Source organism: Pseudomonas sp. UBA6323 (assembly GCF_002439135.1).
Classification (GTDB): Bacteria; Pseudomonadota; Gammaproteobacteria; order Pseudomonadales; family Pseudomonadaceae; genus Aquipseudomonas.
This window is the reverse complement of record NZ_DJSX01000063.1, coordinates 1-21007: the sequence shown is the minus strand read 5'-3', so window position 1 is coordinate 21007 and position 21007 is coordinate 1. Positions and strand designations below refer to the sequence as shown.

At 62.7% G+C, this 21007-nt stretch carries 27 protein-coding genes; 23 read left to right on the top strand and 4 right to left on the bottom strand.

Annotation, left to right across the window (positions count from 1 at the left end):
* Positions 1–2: 2 nt before the first annotated feature.
* The 12 genes from B3P22_RS14475 to hemN all read left to right on the top strand — a co-directional run bounded on the left by B3P22_RS14475 (position 3) and on the right by hemN (position 11739).
* A complete protein-coding gene (locus tag B3P22_RS14475) occupies positions 3–182 on the top strand; it encodes a cbb3-type cytochrome c oxidase subunit 3 (RefSeq protein WP_197856329.1) in 180 nt (59 codons plus the stop codon).
* Positions 179–1105: a cytochrome-c oxidase, cbb3-type subunit III gene (ccoP, locus tag B3P22_RS14470; RefSeq protein ID WP_296271442.1), complete on the top strand. Its 927-nt coding sequence runs from the start codon at positions 179–181 to the stop codon at positions 1103–1105. The genes B3P22_RS14475 and ccoP (B3P22_RS14470) overlap by 4 nt, the downstream gene beginning before the upstream one ends.
* A gap of 344 nt (positions 1106–1449) precedes the next feature.
* A complete protein-coding gene (gene ccoN / locus B3P22_RS14465) occupies positions 1450–2898 on the top strand; it encodes a cytochrome-c oxidase, cbb3-type subunit I (RefSeq protein ID WP_197856327.1) in 1449 nt (482 codons plus the stop codon).
* Complete coding sequence (ccoO, locus tag B3P22_RS14460) at positions 2898–3506, top strand: cytochrome-c oxidase, cbb3-type subunit II (protein ID WP_017677204.1); 609 nt, start codon at positions 2898–2900, stop codon at positions 3504–3506. The genes ccoN and ccoO overlap by 1 nt, the downstream gene beginning before the upstream one ends.
* A 6-nt stretch (positions 3507–3512) precedes the next feature.
* Positions 3513–3701, top strand: coding sequence for a cbb3-type cytochrome c oxidase subunit 3 (locus tag B3P22_RS14455; protein ID WP_197856326.1), 189 nt, complete (start codon positions 3513–3515; stop codon positions 3699–3701).
* Positions 3698–4693, top strand: a complete 996-nt coding sequence (gene ccoP / locus B3P22_RS14450) for a cytochrome-c oxidase, cbb3-type subunit III (protein ID WP_197856325.1) — start codon at positions 3698–3700, stop codon at positions 4691–4693. The genes B3P22_RS14455 and ccoP (B3P22_RS14450) overlap by 4 nt, the downstream gene beginning before the upstream one ends.
* 161 nt (positions 4694–4854) lie before the next feature.
* Positions 4855–6270, top strand: a complete 1416-nt coding sequence (gene ccoG, locus B3P22_RS14445; RefSeq protein WP_296271441.1) for a cytochrome c oxidase accessory protein CcoG — start codon at positions 4855–4857, stop codon at positions 6268–6270.
* A gap of 13 nt (positions 6271–6283) precedes the next feature.
* Complete coding sequence (locus B3P22_RS14440) at positions 6284–6802, top strand: FixH family protein (RefSeq protein ID WP_296271440.1); 519 nt, start codon at positions 6284–6286, stop codon at positions 6800–6802.
* Positions 6803–6810: 8 nt separating this feature from the next.
* On the top strand, positions 6811–9207 hold the full coding sequence (locus tag B3P22_RS14435) for a heavy metal translocating P-type ATPase (RefSeq protein ID WP_296271439.1): 2397 nt from the start codon (positions 6811–6813) through the stop codon (positions 9205–9207).
* A gap of 104 nt (positions 9208–9311) precedes the next feature.
* Positions 9312–9518: a cbb3-type cytochrome oxidase assembly protein CcoS gene (gene ccoS / locus B3P22_RS14430; RefSeq protein ID WP_197856321.1), complete on the top strand. Its 207-nt coding sequence runs from the start codon at positions 9312–9314 to the stop codon at positions 9516–9518.
* Entirely contained in the window at positions 9511–10194 is a 684-nt protein-coding gene (locus B3P22_RS14425) for a sulfite exporter TauE/SafE family protein (RefSeq protein ID WP_296271438.1), read from the top strand. The genes ccoS and B3P22_RS14425 overlap by 8 nt, the downstream gene beginning before the upstream one ends.
* Before the next feature lie 162 nt (positions 10195–10356).
* Positions 10357–11739 carry an oxygen-independent coproporphyrinogen III oxidase gene (gene hemN / locus B3P22_RS14420; RefSeq protein WP_197856319.1) on the top strand — a complete coding sequence of 461 codons (1383 nt, stop codon included), beginning with the start codon at positions 10357–10359 and terminating at the stop codon, positions 11737–11739.
* A 50-nt stretch (positions 11740–11789) separates the two neighbouring features.
* Here hemN and B3P22_RS14415 read toward each other — a convergent pair whose 3' ends face one another.
* The gene (locus tag B3P22_RS14415; protein WP_197856318.1) at positions 11790–12233 is read right to left on the bottom strand and encodes a hypothetical protein; all 444 of its coding nucleotides are present in this window, start codon (positions 12231–12233) and stop codon (positions 11790–11792) included.
* A gap of 155 nt (positions 12234–12388) precedes the next feature.
* On the opposite strand from B3P22_RS14415, the gene fnr reads away from it, so the two are divergent.
* The 4 genes from fnr to B3P22_RS14395 all read left to right on the top strand — a co-directional run bounded on the left by fnr (position 12389) and on the right by B3P22_RS14395 (position 15182).
* Positions 12389–13123, top strand: a complete 735-nt coding sequence (fnr, locus tag B3P22_RS14410; protein ID WP_013715216.1) for a fumarate/nitrate reduction transcriptional regulator Fnr — start codon at positions 12389–12391, stop codon at positions 13121–13123.
* A gap of 42 nt (positions 13124–13165) precedes the next feature.
* Positions 13166–13714, top strand: coding sequence for an adenine phosphoribosyltransferase (locus B3P22_RS14405; RefSeq protein WP_296271437.1), 549 nt, complete (start codon positions 13166–13168; stop codon positions 13712–13714).
* An 89-nt stretch (positions 13715–13803) separates the two neighbouring features.
* Positions 13804–14619 (top strand): ion transporter, encoded by an 816-nt coding sequence (locus B3P22_RS14400; protein WP_296271436.1) that lies wholly within the window; start codon positions 13804–13806, stop codon positions 14617–14619.
* Between the two features lie 314 nt (positions 14620–14933).
* Entirely contained in the window at positions 14934–15182 is a 249-nt protein-coding gene (locus B3P22_RS14395; protein ID WP_197856315.1) for a hypothetical protein, read from the top strand.
* Between the two features lie 68 nt (positions 15183–15250).
* Here B3P22_RS14395 and B3P22_RS14390 read toward each other — a convergent pair whose 3' ends face one another.
* From B3P22_RS14390 to B3P22_RS14380, 3 genes are read right to left on the bottom strand one after another with little or no spacing between them, the layout of a single operon-like run.
* A complete protein-coding gene (locus B3P22_RS14390; RefSeq protein WP_047587460.1) occupies positions 15251–15466 on the bottom strand; it encodes a DUF3820 family protein in 216 nt (71 codons plus the stop codon).
* A 46-nt stretch (positions 15467–15512) separates the two neighbouring features.
* Complete coding sequence (locus tag B3P22_RS14385) at positions 15513–16106, bottom strand: 2-hydroxychromene-2-carboxylate isomerase (RefSeq protein ID WP_296271435.1); 594 nt, start codon at positions 16104–16106, stop codon at positions 15513–15515.
* Positions 16107–16147: 41 nt separating this feature from the next.
* On the bottom strand, positions 16148–16879 hold the full coding sequence (locus B3P22_RS14380) for an SDR family oxidoreductase (RefSeq protein ID WP_296271434.1): 732 nt from the start codon (positions 16877–16879) through the stop codon (positions 16148–16150).
* An 87-nt stretch (positions 16880–16966) separates the two neighbouring features.
* Here B3P22_RS14380 and B3P22_RS14375 point away from each other — a divergent pair, with 87 nt between their 5' ends.
* The 7 genes from B3P22_RS14375 to B3P22_RS14345 all read left to right on the top strand — a co-directional run.
* Positions 16967–17533 carry a TetR/AcrR family transcriptional regulator gene (locus B3P22_RS14375; RefSeq protein ID WP_296271433.1) on the top strand — a complete coding sequence of 189 codons (567 nt, stop codon included), beginning with the start codon at positions 16967–16969 and terminating at the stop codon, positions 17531–17533.
* Positions 17534–17581: 48 nt separating this feature from the next.
* Complete coding sequence (locus B3P22_RS14370; protein ID WP_275544846.1) at positions 17582–18232, top strand: YceH family protein; 651 nt, start codon at positions 17582–17584, stop codon at positions 18230–18232.
* Between the two features lie 32 nt (positions 18233–18264).
* Complete coding sequence (locus B3P22_RS14365; RefSeq protein ID WP_197856523.1) at positions 18265–18579, top strand: I78 family peptidase inhibitor; 315 nt, start codon at positions 18265–18267, stop codon at positions 18577–18579.
* Between the two features lie 68 nt (positions 18580–18647).
* A complete protein-coding gene (locus B3P22_RS14360; protein WP_197856310.1) occupies positions 18648–19100 on the top strand; it encodes a MarR family winged helix-turn-helix transcriptional regulator in 453 nt (150 codons plus the stop codon).
* A gap of 391 nt (positions 19101–19491) precedes the next feature.
* The gene (locus B3P22_RS14355) at positions 19492–19917 is read left to right on the top strand and encodes an organic hydroperoxide resistance protein (protein WP_090336184.1); all 426 of its coding nucleotides are present in this window, start codon (positions 19492–19494) and stop codon (positions 19915–19917) included.
* Positions 19918–19976: 59 nt separating this feature from the next.
* The gene (locus B3P22_RS14350; RefSeq protein ID WP_296271432.1) at positions 19977–20237 is read left to right on the top strand and encodes a DUF2790 domain-containing protein; all 261 of its coding nucleotides are present in this window, start codon (positions 19977–19979) and stop codon (positions 20235–20237) included.
* A 36-nt stretch (positions 20238–20273) separates the two neighbouring features.
* A partial coding sequence (locus B3P22_RS14345; protein WP_296271431.1) for an alpha/beta hydrolase occupies positions 20274–21007 on the top strand: 734 nt, incomplete at its 3' end.

Here is a 21007-nt window from a genome sequence, read left to right as displayed (position 1 = left end):
CCATGTTCGAGCTTATCGATATCGGCATCGTGCGCGGCATCGGTACCGTGCTGGTGCTTATCGCCTTCACCGCCGTCACCCTCTGGGCCTACAGCGGCAAACGCCGCGACGCCTTCAGCGAAGCGGCCAACCTGCCTTTCGCTGATGAGCCCAAGCCCGCCGTTTCGAGGACCCAAGCATGACCACCTTCTGGAGTTGGTACATCACCCTGCTGACCGTCGGTTCACTGGTCGCGCTGTTCTGGCTGATCTTCGCCACCCGCAAGAGCGAAGTGCACAAGAACCCGACCGAACAGACCATGGGCCACGCCTTCGATGGCATCGAGGAGTATGACAACCCACTGCCGAAGTGGTGGTTCATGCTGTTCCTCGGCACCCTGGTGTTCTCCGTCGGCTACCTGTTGCTCTATCCGGGCCTGGGCAACTTCAAGGGCCTACTGCCGGGCTATGAGGATGGCTGGACCCAGGTCAACCAGTGGCAGCGCGAGATGGATCGTGCCGATGAGCTGTATGGCCCGATCTTCGCCAAGTACGCCGCCATGCCGATCGAGGAAGTGGCCCAGGACGAGCGCGCGCTGAAAATGGGCGGCCGCCTGTTCGCCTCCAACTGCTCGGTCTGCCACGGCTCCGACGCCAAGGGCAGCTATGGCTTCCCCAACCTGGCCGATGACAGCTGGCGCTGGGGCGGCGAGCCGGAAACCATCAAGACCACCATCCTCAAGGGACGTCATGGCATGATGCCGCCCCAGGTAGCAGTGATCGGCGAAGATGGCGTGCGCAACGCAGCCGCCTATGTGCTGACCTCGCTGGGTGGTCGTGAGTTGCCGGAAGGCGAAGTCGTGGATGTCGCGGCAGGCGAGAAGATCTTCTCCACCACCTGCTTCGCCTGCCACGGCGCCAACGGCAAGGGCACGCCCGCCCTGGGCGCACCGGACCTGACTCAGCCGAGCGCATTCATCTACGGCAGCAGCTTCGCGCAACTGCAACAGACCATCCGCTATGGTCGCAGCGGCAACATGCCGGCACAGGAAGACTTTCTCGGCAACGACAAGGCTCACCTGCTGGCTGCCTACGTGCTCAAGCTGAGCCAGGGCAAGAACGAGTAACCCCCCTGCTTTGCCGGCGGCCGATCAAGGTCGCCGGTCCCTCCTTATATATGTGCGACCCAGTGTCGCACCCGCCGACCAATAGCCCTGCAATTTCCTTGAACTGGGCTAAGCTGCCTTTCAGTCGCCATCCGTCACAACTCCAAGGCGATCCTTTCTTAGCGCTGCGCAAACTGATTGCGCCAAAAGCTGACAGAGCGTTTTCCCGGCCCTCTCGCAAGGCCCGTTAAAGCCTCTGAAACCCTGTTCGCGTCGGCATGTTGCGTTGCAATGGCTACCTGCTTTCTCCATACTTGCCGCCGATTTTTGCCCCATAAAACTCCATTAACCGTGGAACCCCTAGCATGAGCACAGCAATCAGTCAGACTGCTTATAACTATAAGGTGGTCCGCCAGTTCGCCATTATGACGGTGATCTGGGGGGTCATTGGGATGGGTCTAGGCGTGTTCATCGCCGCACAACTCGTGTGGCCAGAACTCAACCTGGGCCTGCCGTGGACGAGCTTCGGCCGTCTGCGCCCGCTGCACACCAACGCGGTGATCTTCGCCTTTGGCGGATGCGCACTGTTCGCGACCTCGTATTACGTGGTCCAGCGCACCTGTCAGACGCGCCTGATCTCCGACGGTCTGGCTGCCTTCACCTTCTGGGGTTGGCAAGCGGTCATCGTCCTTGCGGTGATCACCCTGCCGATGGGCTACACCAGCTCCAAGGAATATGCCGAGCTCGAGTGGCCGGTCGACATCCTGCTGGGCATCGTCTGGATCACCTACCTGGTGGTGTTCTTCGGCACCATCGTCAAGCGCAAGACCAAGCACATCTATGTGGGCAACTGGTTCTTCGGCGCCTTCATCCTCGTGACCGCGATGCTGCACATCGTCAACAGTGCCGCCATGCCGGTGACCCTGTTCAAGTCGTACTCGGCCTATGCCGGCGCGACCGACGCGATGATCCAGTGGTGGTACGGCCACAACGCCGTGGGCTTCTTCCTGACCACCGGTTTCCTGGGGATGATGTACTACTTCGTGCCCAAGCAGGCCGAGCGTCCGATCTACTCGTATCGCCTGTCCATCGTGCACTTCTGGGCGCTGATCACCCTGTACATCTGGGCCGGCCCGCACCACCTGCACTACACCGCCCTGCCTGACTGGGCGCAGTCCCTGGGCATGGCCATGTCGGTCATCCTGCTGGCTCCAAGCTGGGGCGGCATGATCAACGGCATGATGAGCCTGTCCGGCGCCTGGCACAAACTGCGCACCGACCCGATCCTGCGTTTCCTGGTGGTGTCGCTGGCGTTCTACGGCATGTCGACCTTTGAAGGTCCGATGATGGCCATCAAGACCGTCAACGCCCTGTCCCACTACACCGACTGGACCATCGGCCACGTACACGCCGGCGCCCTCGGCTGGGTAGCGATGATCTCCATCGGTTCGCTGTACCACCTGATTCCGAAGGTGTTCGGTCGCGAGCAGATGCACAGCATCGCCCTGATCAACACCCACTTCTGGCTGGCTACCATCGGTACCGTGCTGTACATCGCCTCGATGTGGGTCAACGGCATCACCCAGGGCCTGATGTGGCGCGCAGTCAACGAAGACGGCACCCTCACCTACTCCTTCGTCGAAGCGCTGGAAGCCAGCCATGCAGGCTTTGTTGTGCGCATGATCGGCGGCGCCTTCTTCGTCACCGGCATGCTGCTGATGGCCTACAACACCTGGCGCACCGTGCGCGCCGCCAAGCCGGCTGAGTACGAAGCGGCCGCGCAGATTCCCGCAGTTCAAGGGAGCGCTCACTGATGAAACACGAAATCATCGAGAAGAATATCGGCCTGATGGCGTTGCTGATGGTGATTGCCGTCAGCATCGGTGGCCTGACCCAGATCGTTCCGCTGTTCTTTCAGGACGTCACCAATGAGCCGGTGGAAGGCCTCAAGCCCTACACCGCCATGCAACTGGAAGGTCGCGATATCTACATCCGCGAGGGCTGCGTCGGCTGCCACTCGCAGATGATTCGTCCGTTCCGCGCCGAGACCGAGCGTTACGGCCACTACTCCGTCGCCGGTGAAAGCGTCTGGGATCACCCCTTCCTGTGGGGCTCCAAGCGTACCGGCCCGGATCTGGCCCGTGTCGGCGGCCGCTACTCGGACGAGTGGCACCGCGCCCACCTGTACAACCCGCGCAACGTCGTGCCTGAGTCCAAGATGCCCGCCTACCCATGGCTGGTGGAGAACAAGCTCGACGGCCGCGACACCGCCAAGAAGATGGAAGTCATGCGTGGCTTCGGCATCCCCTACACCGACGAAGATATCGCCGGTGCCCGCGATGCCGTGAAAGGCAATACCGAAATGGACGCGCTGATCGCGTACCTGCAGGTTCTCGGCACTTCCATCAAGAACAAACGGTAAGACGCTATGGACATCGGGATGATTCGCGGCATCGGCACGGCGGTGGTTTTCATCGCCTTCATCGGCGTGGTGCTCTGGGCTTACAGCAGCAAGCGCAAATCGAGCTTCGACGAAGCTGCCAACCTGCCCTTCGCTGACGACCCCAAGCCCGAGTCCAAGGGCGATCAGGACTCTTCCAGGAGCAATAACCAATGACCACGTTCTGGAGTTGGTACGTAACCATTCTGTCTCTGGGCACCATCTTCGCCCTGACCTGGCTGATCTTCGGCACTCGCAAGGGTCAGCGCCAGGAAACCACCGAAGAAACCGTCGGCCACAGCTTCGACGGCATCGAGGAGTATGACAACCCGCTGCCAAAGTGGTGGTTCATGCTGTTCGTCGCCACCATCGTCTTCGCCCTCGGCTATCTCGTGCTGTATCCGGGCCTGGGCAACTTCAAAGGCCTGCTGCCGGGCTACGATTACGTCGACAACGAAAAGCAGACGCCTTTCGCTGCTGGCGTACAGATCGCGGACGGCTCCATGCGTCACACTGGCTGGACCGGCGTGCATCAGTGGGAGAAGGAAATGGCGCGCGCCGATGAGCAATACGGCCCGCTGTTCGCCAAGTACGCCGCCATGCCGATCGAGGAAGTAGCCAAGGACGAGCAAGCCCTGAAAATGGGTGGTCGCCTGTTCGCCTCCAACTGCTCGGTTTGCCACGGTTCCGATGCCAAGGGCAGCTACGGCTTCCCCAACCTGACCGACACCGAATGGCGCTGGGGCGGCGAGCCGGAAACCATCAAGACCACGATCCTCAAGGGTCGCCAGGGCGCCATGCCGGCTCAAGGCCCTGCCATCGGCGAAGACGGTGTACGCAACGTCGCCGCCTACGTGCTGACCCAGCTGGGTGGTCGTGAACTGCCGGAAGGCGTGGAAGCCGATATCGAGGCAGGCCAGAAGGTCTTCGCCGGTACCTGCTTCGCCTGCCACGGCGCTGACGGCAAGGGCACTGCGGCCATGGGCGCACCGAACCTGACCAACCCGGCAGCGTTCATCTACGGCAGCAGCTACGCGCAACTGCAGCAGACCATCCGCTACGGTCGCCACGGCAACATGCCTGCCCAGGAAGAATTCCTTGGCAACGACAAGGTGCACCTGCTGGCCGCCTACGTGTACAGCCTGTCGCACAAGGCACAAGAGCAGTAATCGCAGAACGACTCTTTTGACAAGGGTCAATGAACGCCCGGAACGCGACCGCTGGTCGCACCCGGGCGTTGTCTTTCAGGCGTACCATATAGCTACCGTGAACTGACCTAAGCCGGCACGCATCGGCCCGGGCTGCCAACCAACCGCTTTGGTATGCATTGATGAGTGAACAGATTCCCGTCCAGGACGTCACCCCCCCTTCCCCTGCCAAGAACGTCAGCGTCGACCTCTACGCCAGCCGCGAGAAGATCTACACCCGCGCGTTCACCGGCCTCTACCGTAACCTTCGCCGCGTTGGCGGTGCTTTGCTGTTCCTGCTCTTCTTCGGCACCGTCTGGCTGAACTGGGAAGGTCGTCAGGCCGTCTGGTGGAACCTGCCGGAACGCAAATTCAATATCTTCGGCGCCACCTACTGGCCTCAGGACTTCATGCTGCTGTCCTGGCTGCTGATCATCTGCGCCTTCGGCCTGTTCTTCATCACCGTATTCGCAGGCCGCGTCTGGTGCGGCTACACCTGCCCGCAGAGCGTGTTCACCTGGGTATTCATGTGGGCGGAGAAGGTCACCGAAGGCGACCGCAACCAGCGCATGAAGCTCGACAAGCAGCCCATGAGCGGCAAGAAATTCGGGCGCAAGCTGGCCAAGCATGGCATCTGGGTCGGCGTGTCGCTGCTCACCGCTATCACCTTCGTCGGCTATTTCACGCCGATTCGCGAGTTGGTGATCGAGATATTCACCGGCGAAGCCAGTGGCTGGGCCTACTTCTGGATCGGCTTCTTCACCCTCGCTACCTACGGCAATGCCGGTTACCTGCGCGAGCAGGTGTGCATCTACATGTGCCCGTACGCGCGCTTCCAGAGCGTGATGTTCGACCAGGACACCCTGATCGTCTCCTACGACCCGCGTCGCGGCGAAAAGCGCGGCCCACGCAAGAAGGACGCCGACTACAAGGCACAGGGCCTGGGTGACTGCATCGACTGCAAGATGTGCGTACAGGTCTGTCCCACCGGCATCGACATCCGCGACGGCCTGCAGGTCGAGTGCATCGGCTGCGCCGCGTGCATCGATGCCTGTGACGACATCATGGACAAGATGAACTATCCCAAGGGACTGATCAGCTATACCACTGAACACAACCTGTCTGGCCAGAAGACCCACCTGCTGCGCCCGCGCCTGATCGGGTACGCTGTCGCGCTGGTCGCCATGATCGGCCTGTTCGCCTGGGCCGTGGCCCATCGCCCGCTGGTGGGGCTGGATGTGCTCAAGGACCGCGTGCTGTTCCGCGAGAACGAGCGCGGCCATATCGAGAACGTCTACACCCTGAAGATCATGAACAAGTCGCAGCGCGACATGACCTATGTGATCACCGCCGACGGTCTCGACGGCCTGGTTTACGAAGGCAAGAGCGAAGTGCGGACACTGGCCGGCGAGGTCTATTCCTTCCCCGTCGAGCTGTCCATCGCGCCGGAGAAGCTGCCCTCGAGCGCCAACAACATCGTCTTCCACGTACAATCCGCGGATGACCCCAGTATCACGACCGACGCCGACAGCCGCTTCATTGGCCCCAGCGTCCGCTGACAACGGAAAGAGCATGACTGAACAAGCACCCTCGCCGGTAAAACCCTGGTACAAGCAATTCTGGCCCTGGTTCATTATCGCGATGCTCAGTTACTCGGTGGTGCAGGGTATTGCCCTGCTCACCCTGGCCACCAAGAACCCGCCGGGGCTGATCTCCGACGACTACTACGACGTTGGCAAGGGCATCAACCAGTCGCTGGAGCGCGAGAAACTGGCCGAGCGCCTGCAGCTGCAGGGCGAACTGGTACTGGATAACGCCACCGGCGTCGCCACCCTGTCGCTGCAAGGCAACAGCAAGCCACAGCAGATCGTCCTTAACCTGATTTCGCCGACCCAGCCGGAGCGTGATCGCCGCGTCATCCTGCAGCCAGCCGCCGATGGCCAGTACCGCGGGCAGATGGTCGATCAGGTCATTGGCCGTCGCTTCGTCGAACTGCTTGGTCAGGAAGGCAGCCAGAACTGGCGCCTGTTCGAGGAAGAGAACATCACCGATGGCCAGACCATCCTGATCGGTGACAATCCCTCCTACTGACCCAGCCGATGCCCGCCCCTACTCCTTGCTTCCACTGTGGTCTGCCGGTGCCTGCCGGCAGCCATTTCCGCGCCGAAGTCCTCGGCCAGACCCGCGAAATGTGCTGCCCCGGCTGCCAGGCCGTGGCCGAAGCCATCGTCGCCGGTGGGCTGGAGCATTACTACAGCCATCGCAGCGAAAACTCTGCCAACCCGCAAGCCCTGCCGCAGGCATTGCCTGATGAGCTGGCACTGTATGACCGCAGCGATGTGCAACGCCCTTTCGTCCAGCACGAGGGCGAGCTGAGCGAAACCCAGCTGCTGATCGAGGGCATCAGTTGTGCCGCCTGTGGCTGGCTGATCGAGAAGCACCTGCGCGGCGTACCGGGCGTGGCCGAAGCACACCTGAACCTGTCCAACCACCGCCTGCAGGTGCGCTGGCAGGACAGCCAGATTCCGTTGAGCAAGCTACTCGCCGAATTGCGCCGCATCGGCTATGCCGCCCACCCCTGGCGTGCCGATGAGGCGGCCGAACGCCTGGCTGCGGAAAACCGCCGGCGCATGCGCGAACTGGGCGTGGCCGGCCTGCTGTGGATGCAGGTGATGATGGCGACCATGGCCACCTGGCCGGAATTCAACATCGACCTGTCGCCGGAGCTGGACAAGATCCTGCGCTGGACCAGCCTGTTCCTCACCACCCCCATCGTCTTCTACTGCTGCGGACAGTTCTTCCGCGGAGCGCTGCGCGACTTGCGTACCCGCCACCTGACCATGGACGTATCGGTCTCCCTGGCGATCGGCGGCGCCTACGTAGCCGGCATCTGGTCTACCATCACCGGCCAGGGCGAGCTGTATTTCGACGCGGTGGGCATGTTCGCCCTGTTCCTGCTTGCCGGACGCTACCTGGAGCGCCGCGCCCGCGAACGCACGGCAGCGGCCACCGCGCAACTGGTGCAATTGCTGCCCGCCTCATGCCTGCGCCTGGAGGCAGACGGCCAGAGCCAGCGCATCCTGCTCAGCGAACTGCGTGTCGGCGAGCGGGTACTGGTGCAGCCTGGCTCGCTGATTCCTGCCGACGGCCGTATCCTCGCTGGCCAGTCCAGCGTCGACGAATCGCTGCTTACCGGGGAATACCTACCCCAGGCGCGCAGCATCGGCGACGGGGTAACGGCCGGCACGCTGAATGTCGAAGGCCCGCTGACCGTCGAGGTACAGGCGCTGGGCGATGCCACTCGCCTGTCGGCCATCGTGCGTCTGCTCGAACGGGCGCAGAGCGAGAAACCGCGCCTGGCGGAGATCGCCGACCGGGTCTCGCAATGGTTCCTGCTGTTCATCCTGGTATCCGCCGCCGTGGTCGGCTTCGCCTGGTGGGAAATCGATTCCAGCCGCGCCTTCTGGGTCGTGCTCGCCCTGCTGGTGGCCACCTGCCCCTGCGCCCTGGCACTGGCCACGCCGACGGCGCTGACCACCGCCACCGGCAGCCTGCACAAACTGGGCATGCTGCTGACCCGCGGCCATGTGCTGGAAGGCCTGAACCAGATCGACACCCTGGTGCTCGACAAGACCGGCACCCTGACCGAGGGCCGGTTGACGCTCAAGGCCATCCATCCGCTGCGCGACCTCGACGAGGGCGACTGCCTGGCGCTGGCCGCCGCGCTGGAGAACCGCTCGGAGCACCCTATCGCCCGAGCCTTCAGCCAGGCGCCACGTGCCGCACAAGCCGTCGACAGCCATCCGGGCCAGGGCCTGCAGGGCAGCGTCGACGGACGCCTGCTACGCATCGGCGAAGCCAGCTTCGTCTGCGCCCTGAGCGGCCACGCCGTACCGTCGATTGCCAGCGAGCATGGCCAGTGGCTGCTGCTGGGCGATGAACAGGGACCGCTGGCCTGGTTCGTCCTCGACGACCGCCTGCGTGAGGATGCCCCCGACCTGATCGCCGCCGCTCGCGCCCGCGGCTGGCATATCCATCTGCTTTCAGGCGACAGCTCGCCGATGGTCGGCGAAGTCGCCCGTCAACTCGGCATTGATGACGCCCGTGGCGGCCTGACCCCGGACGCCAAGCTGGCAGTGCTCAAGCAGTTGCATGGCGAAGGTCGTCGCGTGCTGATGCTCGGCGATGGCGTCAACGACGTACCGGTGCTGGCCGCTGCAGATATCAGCGTGGCCATGGGCTCGGCGTCCGACCTGGCGAAAACCAGTGCCGACGCGGTGCTGTTGTCGAACCGTCTGGGTAGCCTGGTCGATGGCCTGAAACTGGCCAAGCGCACGCGGCGCATCATCATCGAAAACCTGACCTGGGCGACGCTGTACAATGGTCTCGTGCTGCCCTTTGCCGCCCTGGGCTGGATCACGCCGATCTGGGCGGCCGTGGGCATGTCGCTCAGCTCGCTGCTGGTGGTACTCAACGCGCTGCGCCTGAGCCGATAAGCTGCAAGCAAGCGTAGCCCGAACATGTAGGAGCGAGCTCTGCTCGCGAAGAAGCGTTTCGCGAGCAGAGCTCGCTCCTACCCAGACGCCTCCATGGAGACCGCATGTCCGCCCTCTATATCCTCATTCCCGTCGCCATCGGCCTGGTCGGCTTCGCCATCTGGCTGTTCTTCTGGGCGGTAGACAGCGGCCAGTACGACGACCTGGACGGGCCGGCCCACAGCATCCTGTTCGACGATGAAGATCCGCTGCACAAGGCCGGCATCGAGCAGGCCGGGGAACACAGCAAGCAGGACAAGCCCGATGCTTGAATTGGCGCCGCTGCTGGTGTCGGCACTGATTCTCGGCCTGCTCGGCGGGGGGCACTGCCTGGGCATGTGCGGCGGCCTGATGGGCGCACTGACCCTGGCGATTCCGCCCGAGCAACGCAGCAGACGCCTGCAACTGCTGCTGGCCTACAACCTCGGGCGCATTCTCAGTTACAGCCTGGCCGGCCTGCTTCTCGGGCTGGCGGGTTGGGCCATTGCCGGCAGCAAGGCCGAGGTGGTCATGCGCACGCTGGCTGCACTGCTACTGATCGCCATGGGCCTGTATCTGGCTGGCTGGTGGACTGGCCTGACCCGTATCGAAGCGCTGGGACGCGGCCTGTGGCGGCATATCCAGCCGCTGACACGGCGCTTCATGCCGGTCACGAGCATCCCCAAGGCCGTGGTGCTGGGCGGACTATGGGGCTGGCTGCCGTGCGGCCTGGTCTACAGCACGCTGCTGTGGGCGTCCAGCCAGGGCAATGCAGTGGACAGCGCGCTGCTGATGCTGGCCTTCGGCCTGGGTACCTGGCCGGTTCTGCTGGCCACCGGGCTGGCTGCAGAGCGCATCACCACTCTGCTGCGCAAACGCGGCGTGCGCATGGCTGGCGGCCTGCTGGTCATCCTGTTCGGCATCTGGACCCTACCAGGGCCGCACCAGCATTGGCTGATGGGGCACTGACAGGTATCGCGGACGCAATCCGGGAGCAAGGTGCCCCGGATTGCATCCGGGCTACGAAGCTATGCCACCGCACCGTACCCCTACGCGCCCTTGATACAGGTCAAGGTCGTTGCGCTCCAGCATCCCTAGACTGGCCGCAAAGCCTGTCCAGGATTATTTCCCATGCAAGACGCCATCCAGTGGGATGCCGACCTGATCCGCCGCTACGATCTCGCCGGCCCGCGCTACACCTCCTACCCGACCGCCGTACAGTTCCATGACGCCATCGGCCCCTTCGACCTGCTGCATGCGTTGCGCGACAGCCGCAAGGCCGGGCGTCCGCTGTCGCTGTATGTGCACATCCCTTTCTGCGCGCACATCTGCTACTACTGCGCCTGCAACAAGGTGATCACCAAGGACCGCGGTCGTGCCCTGCCCTACCTGGAAAAGCTCGAGCGGGAAATCGAGATCGTCAGTCGCCACATCGACAAGAGCCAGCCGATCGAACAGCTGCATTTCGGTGGCGGCACGCCGACCTTCCTCAGCCACGATGAGTTGCGCCGTCTGATGCAGCACCTGCGCCAGCACTTCAACCTGCTGGATGACGACTCCGGCGATTACAGCATCGAAATCGATCCGCGCGAGGCCGACTGGTCGACCATGGGCCTGCTGCGCGAACTGGGCTTCAACCGCGTCAGCCTCGGCGTGCAGGACCTGGACCCCGAGGTACAGCGTGCAGTCAATCGCCTGCAGACCCTTGAGGAAACCCGCGCCATCGTCGAGGCGTCGCGTACCCTGCAGTTCCGCTCGGTGAATATCGACCTGATCTACGGCCTGCCCAAGCAGACCCCGGAGCGCTTCGCCCGCACCGTTGCCGAAGTTATCGCACTGCAGCCGGATCGGCTGTCGCTGTTCAACTACGCGCACCTGCCCGAACGCTTCATGCCGCAACGACGCATCAGCGCCGACGATCTGCCCAGTCCGGCCGACAAGCTGATCATGCTGCAGAACAGCATCGAACAACTGACACGCGCCGGTTATCGCTACATCGGCATGGACCACTTCGCCCTGCCTGACGACGAGCTGGCCATCGCCCAGGAAGAAGGCACTCTGCAACGCAACTTCCAGGGTTACACCACCCATGGCCATTGCGACCTGATCGGCCTGGGCGTGTCAGCCATCAGCCAGATCGGCGATCTATACAGCCAGAACGACAGCGACATCAATGTCTACCAGCAGACCCTGGGCAACGGCCAGCTGGCGACCCGTCGCGGTCTGCACTGCAATGCAGACGACCGCCTGCGCCGCGCCGTGATCCAGCAACTGATCTGTCATTTCGACCTGCACTTCGCCGGCATCGAACAGGCCTACGGCGTGGTATTCCATGAGTACTTCGCGGCGCTCTGGCCGGAGCTGGAACAGCTTCACCGCGATGGCCTGATCGAGCTGAGTGCGGGGGGGATCGAGGTACGCCCGGCCGGGCGTCTGCTGGTGCGTTCGCTATGCATGCTGTTCGACCGCTATCTCAACGACCAGGTGCGCCAGCGCTTTTCCCGTGTGATCTGAGCCAGAAAATCAGCGCCCGTGACGGATGCACTGCGTCACGGGCCGACGTCTCAACTCATCGCCAGCGTGGTCGCCGCCTGCATCTGCTCGCTGGAAAGGCCACTCTCGCGCATCAGCTTGATCAGATTGGCGTTGGCCGAGGTCAGCGCACCGGTGAGCGAAGCGAGTTCGGTCTGCAGCCCGTCGAGCTGTTGGCGCTTGGCCTCCGCATCGAGGCTCTGATCGCTCATGATCGCGTCGATCTGCGCCTGCTTCTCGGCAATCTGCGCGCGCAACTCACGAATCATCTTGAGCAGATCCCTGATCGCCTGCGGCAGCTCGCTCTTGTCGATATCCTCGTTCTTGTCGGGCTTGGCCGACATGTTTTTGCCCAGCTCGGAAAGGCTCACGCGCAGACCCTCACGTACTTCTTCCGGGCTGCGCTCGGCTGCGGTGTATTGTCGCTGAACGCTCTGAGCTAGATTGCTCAGCGGGCTGCTGGATTGGATACGCATTGCGCGCTGCTCCTTGCATTGGACTATGGCTCTACCGACTGTGTCGGCGCCGGAGCGTCAAACTTGAGCGCCCGGTCAGCCCCGCATATGGCTGGTCGTCACGCAAACCCTGCGGTACCCTTACGGTCATTGCGTGTATACCGGGAAGCCCAACGATGTCCGAGAGCATCAAGCTGCGTTCGCAGCATCAAGCCCATTGCAAGGATTGCAGCCTGGCTGCCTTGTGCCTGCCCATTTCTCTGAACATGGAGGACATGGACGCGCTCGACGATATCGTCAAGCGTGGCCGCCCATTGAAGAAAGGCGAGTTCCTGTTCCGCCAGGGCGATACCTTCGGCTCCGTGTTCGCCGTGCGTTCCGGCGCGCTGAAGACCTTCAGCCTCAGCGATGGCGGCGAGGAGCAGATCACCGGTTTCCACCTGCCCAGCGAACTGGTCGGCCTGTCCGGCGTCGACGGCGAACGCTATCCGGTTTCGGCGCAAGCCCTGGAGACCACCTCGGTCTGCGAAATTCCCTTCGAGCGCCTCGATGACCTGGCCCTGCAGCTGCCGCAACTGCGCCGCCAGTTGATGCGCATCATGAGCCGCGAAATCCGCGACGATCAGCAGATGATGCTGTTGCTGTCGAAAAAGACCGCCGACGAGCGCATCGCCACCTTCCTGGTCAACCTCTCGGCGCGCTTCCGCGCCCGTGGGTTCTCGGCCAACCAGTTCCGCCTGGCCATGTCGCGCAACGAAATTGGTAACTATTTGGGCCTTGCGGTAGAGACGGTGTCTCGCGTATTTACCCGCTTCCAGCAGAACAAGCTGCTCGAAGCCGAAGGCAAGGAAGTGCACATTCTCGATCCGATCGAGCTGTGCGCCCTGGCCGGTGGCAATCTCGACGTTTGAGCTCGTACGATATTCGCGGGCTCAACGCATTAGGACCCCACGATGATCTTTGACGAATTCAGCATCAAGACCCTGATCCGCCCGGTACCGGACTTTCCCGAGCCGGGCGTGATCTTTCGCGACATCACCCCGCTGTTCCAGTCGCCACGTGCCCTGCGCATGGTCGCCGACAGCTTCATCCAGCGCTATGTCGAGGCCGACTTCAGCCATATCGGCGCCATGGATGCCCGCGGTTTCCTGATCGGCTCGATCATCGCCTACGAACTGAACAAGCCGCTGGTGCTGTTCCGCAAGCAGGGCAAACTGCCGGCGGACGTACTCAGCGAGGGCTACCAGACCGAATACGGCGAAGCCTTTCTCGAAGTGCATACCGACAGTCTCTGCGAAGGCGACTCGGTATTGATCTTCGATGACCTGATCGCCACCGGCGGCACCCTGATCGCCGCCGCCAACCTGGTGCGACGCATGCGTGCCAGCGTCTTCGAGGCCGCCGCGATCATCGACCTGCCCGAACTGGGTGGCTCGCGGAAGCTGCAGGACGCCGGCATCCCCACCTTCACCCTGACGGCCTTCGCACTCGGCGATCGCTGAGCAGTCGCGCCCGCCAATCGCACAGCCGAAAGCGGGCGCTCGCCTCAGCCGGGCGCTGCCCGGCATCACCCAGCCATAGCCAGATTCCCATGCACGAACTCGAACTGAATCCAACCAGTGACTGGCGCCAGCGCCTGGGCGCTCTCATGGACGGCACGTCCGTACAACGCCTGATTACTCTGCTGATCATCATCAATGCCGACATTCTCGGCCTCCAGACCTCGCCATGGATCGTGGCCGACTGGTGCAAGCCGCTGCTGATCCTCGATACCTTGATCCTCACCTGCTTCGTCATCGAGCTGGCGCTGCGCTTTACCGCCCGAGGCATCGGTCTGCTGCGCGATCCCTGGGCGGTGTTCGATTGCCTGGTGGTCGGCATCGCCCTGGTGCCGGCCAGCGGCCCCTTCGCCGTATTGCGCGCCTTGCGCGTACTGCGAGTTCTGCGCCTGGTGTCGATCAACCCGAGCATGCGCAAAGTGGTGCAGGCCCTGCTCGCCTCGCTGCCGGGCATGGGCAGTATCGTCATGCTGATGGGGCTGGTGTTCTATGTCGCCGCGGTGATGGCCACCCAGCTTTTCGGCCAGAGCTTCCCTGAGTGGTTCGGCAACATCGGCGCCAGCCTCTATACCCTGTTCCAGGTAATGACCCTGGAAAGCTGGTCGATGGGCATCGTCCGCCCGATCATGGAGCAGCATCCGCTGGCGTGGCTGTTCTTCGTGCCCTACATCCTCATCGCCACCTTCATGATGCTCAACCTGTTCATCGCCGTGATCGTCAACGCCATGCAGAGCACTCACGAGCCGAATGCCGTGGAGCTAGCTGCAGCGACCCGTGAACAGGCGATTCTCGACGAGCTACGCGCCCTGCGCAGCGAAGTGGCCGAGCTGCGCCGCAACGCCTCCTAGTCGTCATGTTGGCGCAGCCTGCGATCGCTGGTCGCCGGTTGCGCCCTTCCGAGCGCTTTCGACTTGCGCCGCGTTCGCTGCCTGCAGCACCGGCCGAGCTGCGCAATATTGCCCTACGCCAGCGGACGGCGACTTGCACCCTCGCTCGCTGCTAACGCACACGTTTGTCGGGCAACGCTCGCGGCCGCGACATCTGAACTAAGGTAGAGGAACAGACGCACCACTCATCCACACGGCGCCGCCACCGGCTCCCGGCTGGAACCTCGGTGTAGCGTCGACGCCGAGGGCGGCGCCTTGGTTTACGAGGTGGCCTCATGAGCGCGCTTACCTGCACCCATCGCGATCACGTCATTCATGCCAGCGTCATGGAACATCCCGGCCTGCCCACGCCCTGGGCCGGTGGTTGCCAAATCACCGACCCCGGCGGAAATACCAGCAAACGTCAGACGCTACCGCTGGACTACGCCTTCATGGATGACCTGAGCAAGGCCCAGCACGCCTCCATCGCCCATGGCAAATGGCTGGTGGATCAGAAGCTGGATCACGGCCGCAATTGGCACTAACGGCAACCCAGACGTAGCCCGGATGAAATTCGGGAGAGAGATCGGAATCGCCCCGGACTCTATCCGGACTACGAACGGTCGCGCAACGGATCGAGCAACGGCTTCAAACCGTTGTGATCGATCTCCTGCATCAGCGCAAGCAACTGGCCCAGCTCGCCCTTGGGGAAGCCCTCGCGGGCGAACCAGTTGAGGTAGTGCCCCGGCAGATCGGCGATCAGCCGATCCTTGTACTTGCCGTAAGGCATGCGGCGGGTCACCAGGAGTTTCAGCGCTTCGGGGTTCATCGGTCGCTCGGCTGGCCGGAAAACAATTCGGTCATTGTGCCAGGCATCAGCCGGTCAGTGCCTCACGAACGAAATCCAACCTGTCCTGACCGAAGAACATTGCTTCGCCGACGAAGCAGGTCGGTGCGCCGAATACGCCGCGCTTCACCGCTTCTTCGGTAGTCGCCTTGAGCGCGTCTTTCACCGCCGGTTCGGCGATCTGCGCCTGCAACGCCTGGGCGTCGAAGCCGGCCGCCGTCACCACTTCGGCCACTCTGGCCGGATCGCCCATGTTGGTACCGTCAACCCAGATCGCCTGAAACAGCGCTAGCAAGGCATCGTTGAAGCGCGTGGGCTGATGCAGCTGTACCGCCACCTGCAGGCGCATCAGGGTCAGCGTGTTGATCGGGAAATGCGGATTGAAGCGCATCGGTACGCCGTAGCGCTCGGCGAAGCGTGCCAGATCGCGCAGCATGTAGCGTCCCTTGGCCGGAATCATCGCCGGCGAGGCGTTGCCAGTGGCCTGGAATACCGCGCCCAACAGCATCGGCCGATAGACCAGCTCGGCGTCGCACTCACTGCACAGCGCCGGCAGCTGGGTATGGGCCAGGTAGGACGCCGGGCTGCCCAGGTCGAAGAAGAACTCTACCGTCTTGCTCATCAGTTCACTCGCTCGTTGTTGTGCTTGTCGAATGGCGTGGATTACCAGCGCTCCATCCACGGACGCAGGTCCAGCTCGAAGGTCCAGGCATCGCGCGGCTGGGCATGCAGGAACCAGTAGCTGTCGGCGATATGCTCGGGGTTGAGAATGCCATCCTGCCCTTTCCTGGCATAGATATCGGGAAAGCTGTCGCGGATGAAGTCGGTATCGATGGCGCCGTCCACCACCACATGGGCGACATGGATATTCAGCGGCCCCAGCTCACGCGCCATGCTCTGCGCCAGCGCGCGGATGCCGTGCTTGGCGCCGGCGAAGGCGGCGAATCCGGCAGCGCCGCGCAGGCCAGCGGTTGCACCGGTAAACAGGATGGTGCCGCGCCCGCGCGTGACCATGCGCTTGGCCACAGCCTGGCTGGTGAGGAAGCCGGCAAAGCAGGCCATCTCCCAGATCTTGAAATACTTGCGCGCGGTTTCCTCGAGGATGCTGCACGGCACGTTGGCGCCGATGTTGAACACCATCACCTCGATCGGTCCGATGTCACTCTCGATGCTCTCGACCAGCTCAGCCACCTGCTCCTCGCGCCGCGCATCGGAAGCGAAACCATGCGCCTCGCCACCTTCGTGGCGGATGCTCTCCAGCAGTGGCTGTAGTTTATCCAGGCTGCGCCGGGTGACGCAGGCGACATAGCCCTCACGGGCGAAACGCCGGGCAATCGCGCCACCAGTGGCATCACCTGCTCCGATGATCAAGGCGACCTTCTTGTTTTCGTTCATGGGCCTCTCCATTGACTAACGATCGTTAGCCTAACGAACGTTATGCTACGCTTGCGCATGGGTCAAGCCAGCACACAACGGTATCTCATGCGCTATTCCGCCGAGCACAAAGCCGAAACCCGCGAGCGCCTGCTCGCCAACAGCGCCGCCATTGCCAAGCAGCAGGGTTTTGCCGTGACCGGCGTGGATGCACTGATGAAGACCATAGGCCTGTCAGGTGCGGCTTTCTACAGTCATTTCCCAAGCAAGGACACGCTGTTCGCCGAACTGGTCGAACGGGAACTGCGTAACAGCCTGAACCGCCTGGGCGCTGAGCCGGGTGACGCCGGGCGCGACAAACTGCAACGCTGCCTGGCAGCCTATCTGAGCCTGGCGCACGTCGAGCAACCGGACAAAGGCTGCGTATTGCCCGCACTGGGCGCAGAAATCGCCCGCGCCGACGACAGCGTGAGGCAGCGCACCGAGCAGCAGATCGTGCAATTGCAGCAAACCTGGGCCGAGATCATTGGTGATCCACAACTGGCCTGGAGCATCCTTGCGCAGTGCCTGGGCAGCCTGCTGCTGGCACGCATGATGGTCAGCCAGGACGCTCGCCAGCAGGTGCTCAGCGCCAGCCTGGACATGCTCGAACACACATTGCAGCCTGTCCGCTGAGCACGGATGCCGTTAACCTACGCCAGTTCTTTCTGCCAGGATCGATCCATGTCGCACACCCCCTCCCCGCTGGTTGGTGAAACCCCATTGCACGCCGTCGAAGTGCGCATCCTCGGCTGCCTCATCGAGAAGCAGCTGACCACGCCGGAAACTTACCCGCTGACGCTCAACGCAGTGCAGTTGGCCTGCAATCAGAAGACCAGTCGCGAGCCGTTGATGAACCTGGAAACCGGCGAAGTCGGGCGTTATCTGCGCAGTCTGGAAGGTCGCGGCCTGGCGCACCTGGTCATGGGCAGCCGCGCCGACCGCTGGGAGCAGCGCTGCGACAAGCAGCTGGAGCTGGTCAAGCCGCAGACGGTGCTGCTCGGTTTGCTGCTACTGCGCGGCCCGCAGACCCTCAATGAATTGCTTACCCGCAGCAACCGCATGCATGACTTCGACGATGTGGCCGAAGTGCAACATCAGCTGGAGCGCCTGATCGCTCGCGGCCTGGTCGTACTGCTGCCACGCCAGAGCGGCCAGCGCGAGGATCGCTACATGCACTTGCTGGGTGAATCCGCCGACCTGGAAAGCCTCCTGGCCAACCGCCCGGCTGCACGTAGCGAAGCCGTGGCACCTAACGAGGATCGTCTGGTCGAACTGGAAATGCGTATCGCAGCACTCGAAGAGCGCCTTGCACGCCTGGAGGGCACGCAATGAGCGCTACATCTATGGAAAAGGAGCCCACAGCGTTGAATCCCAAGACTCGTTTAAGCCTCATTCTCGCCGCTGCCCTGTTCGCAGCCGGCTGCAGCAGCACTGCCGAAAAATCCGAACCGGCAGCCACGCCTGCCGACACCAGTCAGGGCTGCAACTCTTCTGCAGTCGAAAATCTCAAGGGCAAGACCGCAACGTCGGAGCTGCTCGAACAGGCGCGTCAGCAGGCGGGTGCCAGCACGGCGCGGATACTGACGCCCAACAGCGTGGTGACCTTGGAATACAATGGTCAACGCCTTAACCTCAACGTCGATGATCAGCGAGTGATCACCCGCGTATCCTGCGGCTGATGCGTTCAGGTGCGGGCTGCCCCCGCACCACTTGCCGACACCGCCAACCACCCCTATAGGCCAATGCCATGACCTCCCAAGTGGAACCCTGCGCCGAGCTAATGCTGGATAACCAGCTTTGCTTCGCCCTCTATTCCACCTCGCTGATGATGACCAAGACCTACAAACCGCTGCTGCAGGCGCTCGGTCTCACCTATCCGCAATACCTGGCCATGCTGGTGCTGTGGGAAAACGAGGGCATCACCGTCAGCGAGATCAGCGCACGTATGCTGACCGACCCGGGTTCGCTGACACCATTGCTCAAGCGCCTGGAAAGCGAAGGTTTGCTGCAACGTCAACGCAGCAGTCAGGATGAACGCGTGGTGCAGCTGCATCTCACCGACAAGGGGCGTGCATTGCACGAGCAGGCCAAGGCACTGCCTGCCTGCATCCTCAAGGCTTCCGCGCTGAGCATTGACCAGTTGACCAAGCTGCGTGACGACCTGATCGAACTGCGCGGGCATCTGCAAGACGCACTCTGATCTCTGGCGATGCCAACGCCCATCGCCTTTCGCTGATTAGCCAGCCCATCGCCGGATGCTGAAAGCCCCGTGTGCAGTGCAATGCTGCACGATTCCCTTCATACGCGCTTTGGCGTGATTATTCGTCCACCCCGGCATATCCATACCGAGGCTCGTGACGTCCGGACGACGCTTCTTGCCCCTTCCGTACCCTTGATTCGCTGAGCAAGCACCGCTAAACGCCCCGCCACACCTACTTATTCCTAAAAATTAAAGTCCTATAACCAAATCTTCCTAGTATTTAACTTGCGCACCAATGTTTTGCGCATTATATTTCGCTCCATGGAAACGGTTGGCGCACAAGACATTAGCGAACCAATCCATCATCACATTACCTAAAAGGATCACCGCCATGACTATCGAAAACGTTCTCTACCGTGCAACCGCTGAAGCCTTTGGTGGCCGTGAAGGCCGCGCCGTCTCCTCCGACGGCATCCTCGACATCGCCCTGACCACCCCGAAAGAACTCGGTGGCGCCGGCGGTAACGGCACCAACCCGGAACAACTGTTCGCCGCCGGCTACTCCGCCTGCTTCCTCGGCGCCCTGAAATTCGTCGCCGCCCGCGACAAGCTGAGCATCCCGGCTGACACCTTCATCGAAGGCACCGTCGGTATCGGCGCCATCCCCACCGGTTTCGGCATCGAAGTGGAACTGCGCATCAGCCTGCCCGGCCTGGAGCGCGACGCCGCGCAAACCCTGGTGGATCGCGCGCACATCGTCTGCCCTTACTCCAACGCCACCCGCGGCAACATCGACGTCACTTTGACCATCGTCTGACAGATAGCAGCCAGCGCTCGCAGCCATAGCCCGAGCGCGGCGCCAAGAGGAGAACCACCATGAAAACCCGCACCCTGTCCGCCACCGCACTGACCGCCATCGCTCTCAGCGCGTCGTTCACCACCCTGGCCCACAGTGCCGAGGCCACGCCCTACCGCTACGGCCAGAACCTGGATATCGCCAAGGTGATTTCCATCGACGTGCCCAATAGCACCCAGTGCGAAGTGGTCACGGCAAAGATGACCTACCGCAACAGTGCGGGTGAGGTGGAAACCCTCAGCTACGAGCAACTTTCCAGCGTTTGCACCAACCAGAACTGACAGCCAGCAGCCCAATTGATCGAAAGGAGTTTGACCATGAACATTTCTCGCACTCTGACCGCCGGGCTGCTCGCCCTGGCCATCAACAGCAGCTTCGCCGCCGGCAGCCCCGGCGTGGAGCACAGCACCCAGGGCTTCCTCGATGCCCTGGCAGCCGGTGGTGGCCAGCCGCTGGAAACCCTCTCGCCGAAAGACGCCCGCGCCGTGCTGGTGGGCGCTCAGGCCAGTGTCGAGGTGGATCTGTCCGGCATCATCGTGGACACCAAGATAATCCAGGTGAATGGCCAGTCACTCACCCTCAAGGTGGTACGTCCTGAAGGTGCTCGCGGCATTCTGCCGGGCTTCATGTTCTTCCACGGCGGTGGCTGGGTGTTGGGTGATTATCCGACCCACGAACGCCTGATCCGAGACCTGGTGGTGGGCTCCGGCGCAGCCGCGATCTATGTCGACTACACGCCGTCGCCAGAAGCCAAATACCCGACCGCGATCAACCAGGCTTATGCCGCCACCAAATGGGTGGCCGACAACGGCAGCCAGATCGGTGTCGACGGCTCGCGCCTGGCGGTGGCCGGCAACAGCGTCGGTGGCAACATGGCTGCCGTGGTCGCCATCAAGGCCAAGGAAGCCGGTACGCCGAAACTGCGCGCCCAGGTGCTGCTGTGGCCAGTAACCGACGCCAACTTCAACAACGCGTCCTACAACCATTTCGCCGAAGGCCACTTCCTGACCCGCGGCATGATGGAATGGTTCTGGGATAACTACACCACCGA

Excerpts from the sequence above, each read along its gene's own strand:
- B3P22_RS14475 (WP_197856329.1), top strand. The coding sequence starts at position 3 with ATGTTCGAGCTTATCGATATCGGCATCGTGCGCGGCATCGGTACCGTG.
- ccoP (WP_296271442.1), top strand. The coding sequence starts at position 179 with ATGACCACCTTCTGGAGTTGGTACATCACCCTGCTGACCGTCGGTTCA.
- ccoN (WP_197856327.1), top strand. The coding sequence starts at position 1,450 with ATGAGCACAGCAATCAGTCAGACTGCTTATAACTATAAGGTGGTCCGC.
- ccoO (WP_017677204.1), top strand. The coding sequence starts at position 2,898 with ATGAAACACGAAATCATCGAGAAGAATATCGGCCTGATGGCGTTGCTG.
- B3P22_RS14455 (WP_197856326.1), top strand. The coding sequence starts at position 3,513 with ATGGACATCGGGATGATTCGCGGCATCGGCACGGCGGTGGTTTTCATC.
- ccoP (WP_197856325.1), top strand. The coding sequence starts at position 3,698 with ATGACCACGTTCTGGAGTTGGTACGTAACCATTCTGTCTCTGGGCACC.
- ccoG (WP_296271441.1), top strand. The coding sequence starts at position 4,855 with ATGAGTGAACAGATTCCCGTCCAGGACGTCACCCCCCCTTCCCCTGCC.
- B3P22_RS14440 (WP_296271440.1), top strand. The coding sequence starts at position 6,284 with ATGACTGAACAAGCACCCTCGCCGGTAAAACCCTGGTACAAGCAATTC.
- B3P22_RS14435 (WP_296271439.1), top strand. The coding sequence starts at position 6,811 with ATGCCCGCCCCTACTCCTTGCTTCCACTGTGGTCTGCCGGTGCCTGCC.
- ccoS (WP_197856321.1), top strand. The coding sequence starts at position 9,312 with ATGTCCGCCCTCTATATCCTCATTCCCGTCGCCATCGGCCTGGTCGGC.
- B3P22_RS14425 (WP_296271438.1), top strand. The coding sequence starts at position 9,511 with ATGCTTGAATTGGCGCCGCTGCTGGTGTCGGCACTGATTCTCGGCCTG.
- hemN (WP_197856319.1), top strand. The coding sequence starts at position 10,357 with ATGCAAGACGCCATCCAGTGGGATGCCGACCTGATCCGCCGCTACGAT.
- B3P22_RS14415 (WP_197856318.1), bottom strand. The coding sequence starts at position 12,233 with ATGCGTATCCAATCCAGCAGCCCGCTGAGCAATCTAGCTCAGAGCGTT.
- fnr (WP_013715216.1), top strand. The coding sequence starts at position 12,389 with ATGTCCGAGAGCATCAAGCTGCGTTCGCAGCATCAAGCCCATTGCAAG.
- B3P22_RS14405 (WP_296271437.1), top strand. The coding sequence starts at position 13,166 with ATGATCTTTGACGAATTCAGCATCAAGACCCTGATCCGCCCGGTACCG.
- B3P22_RS14400 (WP_296271436.1), top strand. The coding sequence starts at position 13,804 with ATGCACGAACTCGAACTGAATCCAACCAGTGACTGGCGCCAGCGCCTG.
- B3P22_RS14395 (WP_197856315.1), top strand. The coding sequence starts at position 14,934 with ATGAGCGCGCTTACCTGCACCCATCGCGATCACGTCATTCATGCCAGC.
- B3P22_RS14390 (WP_047587460.1), bottom strand. The coding sequence starts at position 15,466 with ATGAACCCCGAAGCGCTGAAACTCCTGGTGACCCGCCGCATGCCTTAC.
- B3P22_RS14385 (WP_296271435.1), bottom strand. The coding sequence starts at position 16,106 with ATGAGCAAGACGGTAGAGTTCTTCTTCGACCTGGGCAGCCCGGCGTCC.
- B3P22_RS14380 (WP_296271434.1), bottom strand. The coding sequence starts at position 16,879 with ATGAACGAAAACAAGAAGGTCGCCTTGATCATCGGAGCAGGTGATGCC.
- B3P22_RS14375 (WP_296271433.1), top strand. The coding sequence starts at position 16,967 with ATGCGCTATTCCGCCGAGCACAAAGCCGAAACCCGCGAGCGCCTGCTC.
- B3P22_RS14370 (WP_275544846.1), top strand. The coding sequence starts at position 17,582 with ATGTCGCACACCCCCTCCCCGCTGGTTGGTGAAACCCCATTGCACGCC.
- B3P22_RS14360 (WP_197856310.1), top strand. The coding sequence starts at position 18,648 with ATGACCTCCCAAGTGGAACCCTGCGCCGAGCTAATGCTGGATAACCAG.
- B3P22_RS14355 (WP_090336184.1), top strand. The coding sequence starts at position 19,492 with ATGACTATCGAAAACGTTCTCTACCGTGCAACCGCTGAAGCCTTTGGT.
- B3P22_RS14350 (WP_296271432.1), top strand. The coding sequence starts at position 19,977 with ATGAAAACCCGCACCCTGTCCGCCACCGCACTGACCGCCATCGCTCTC.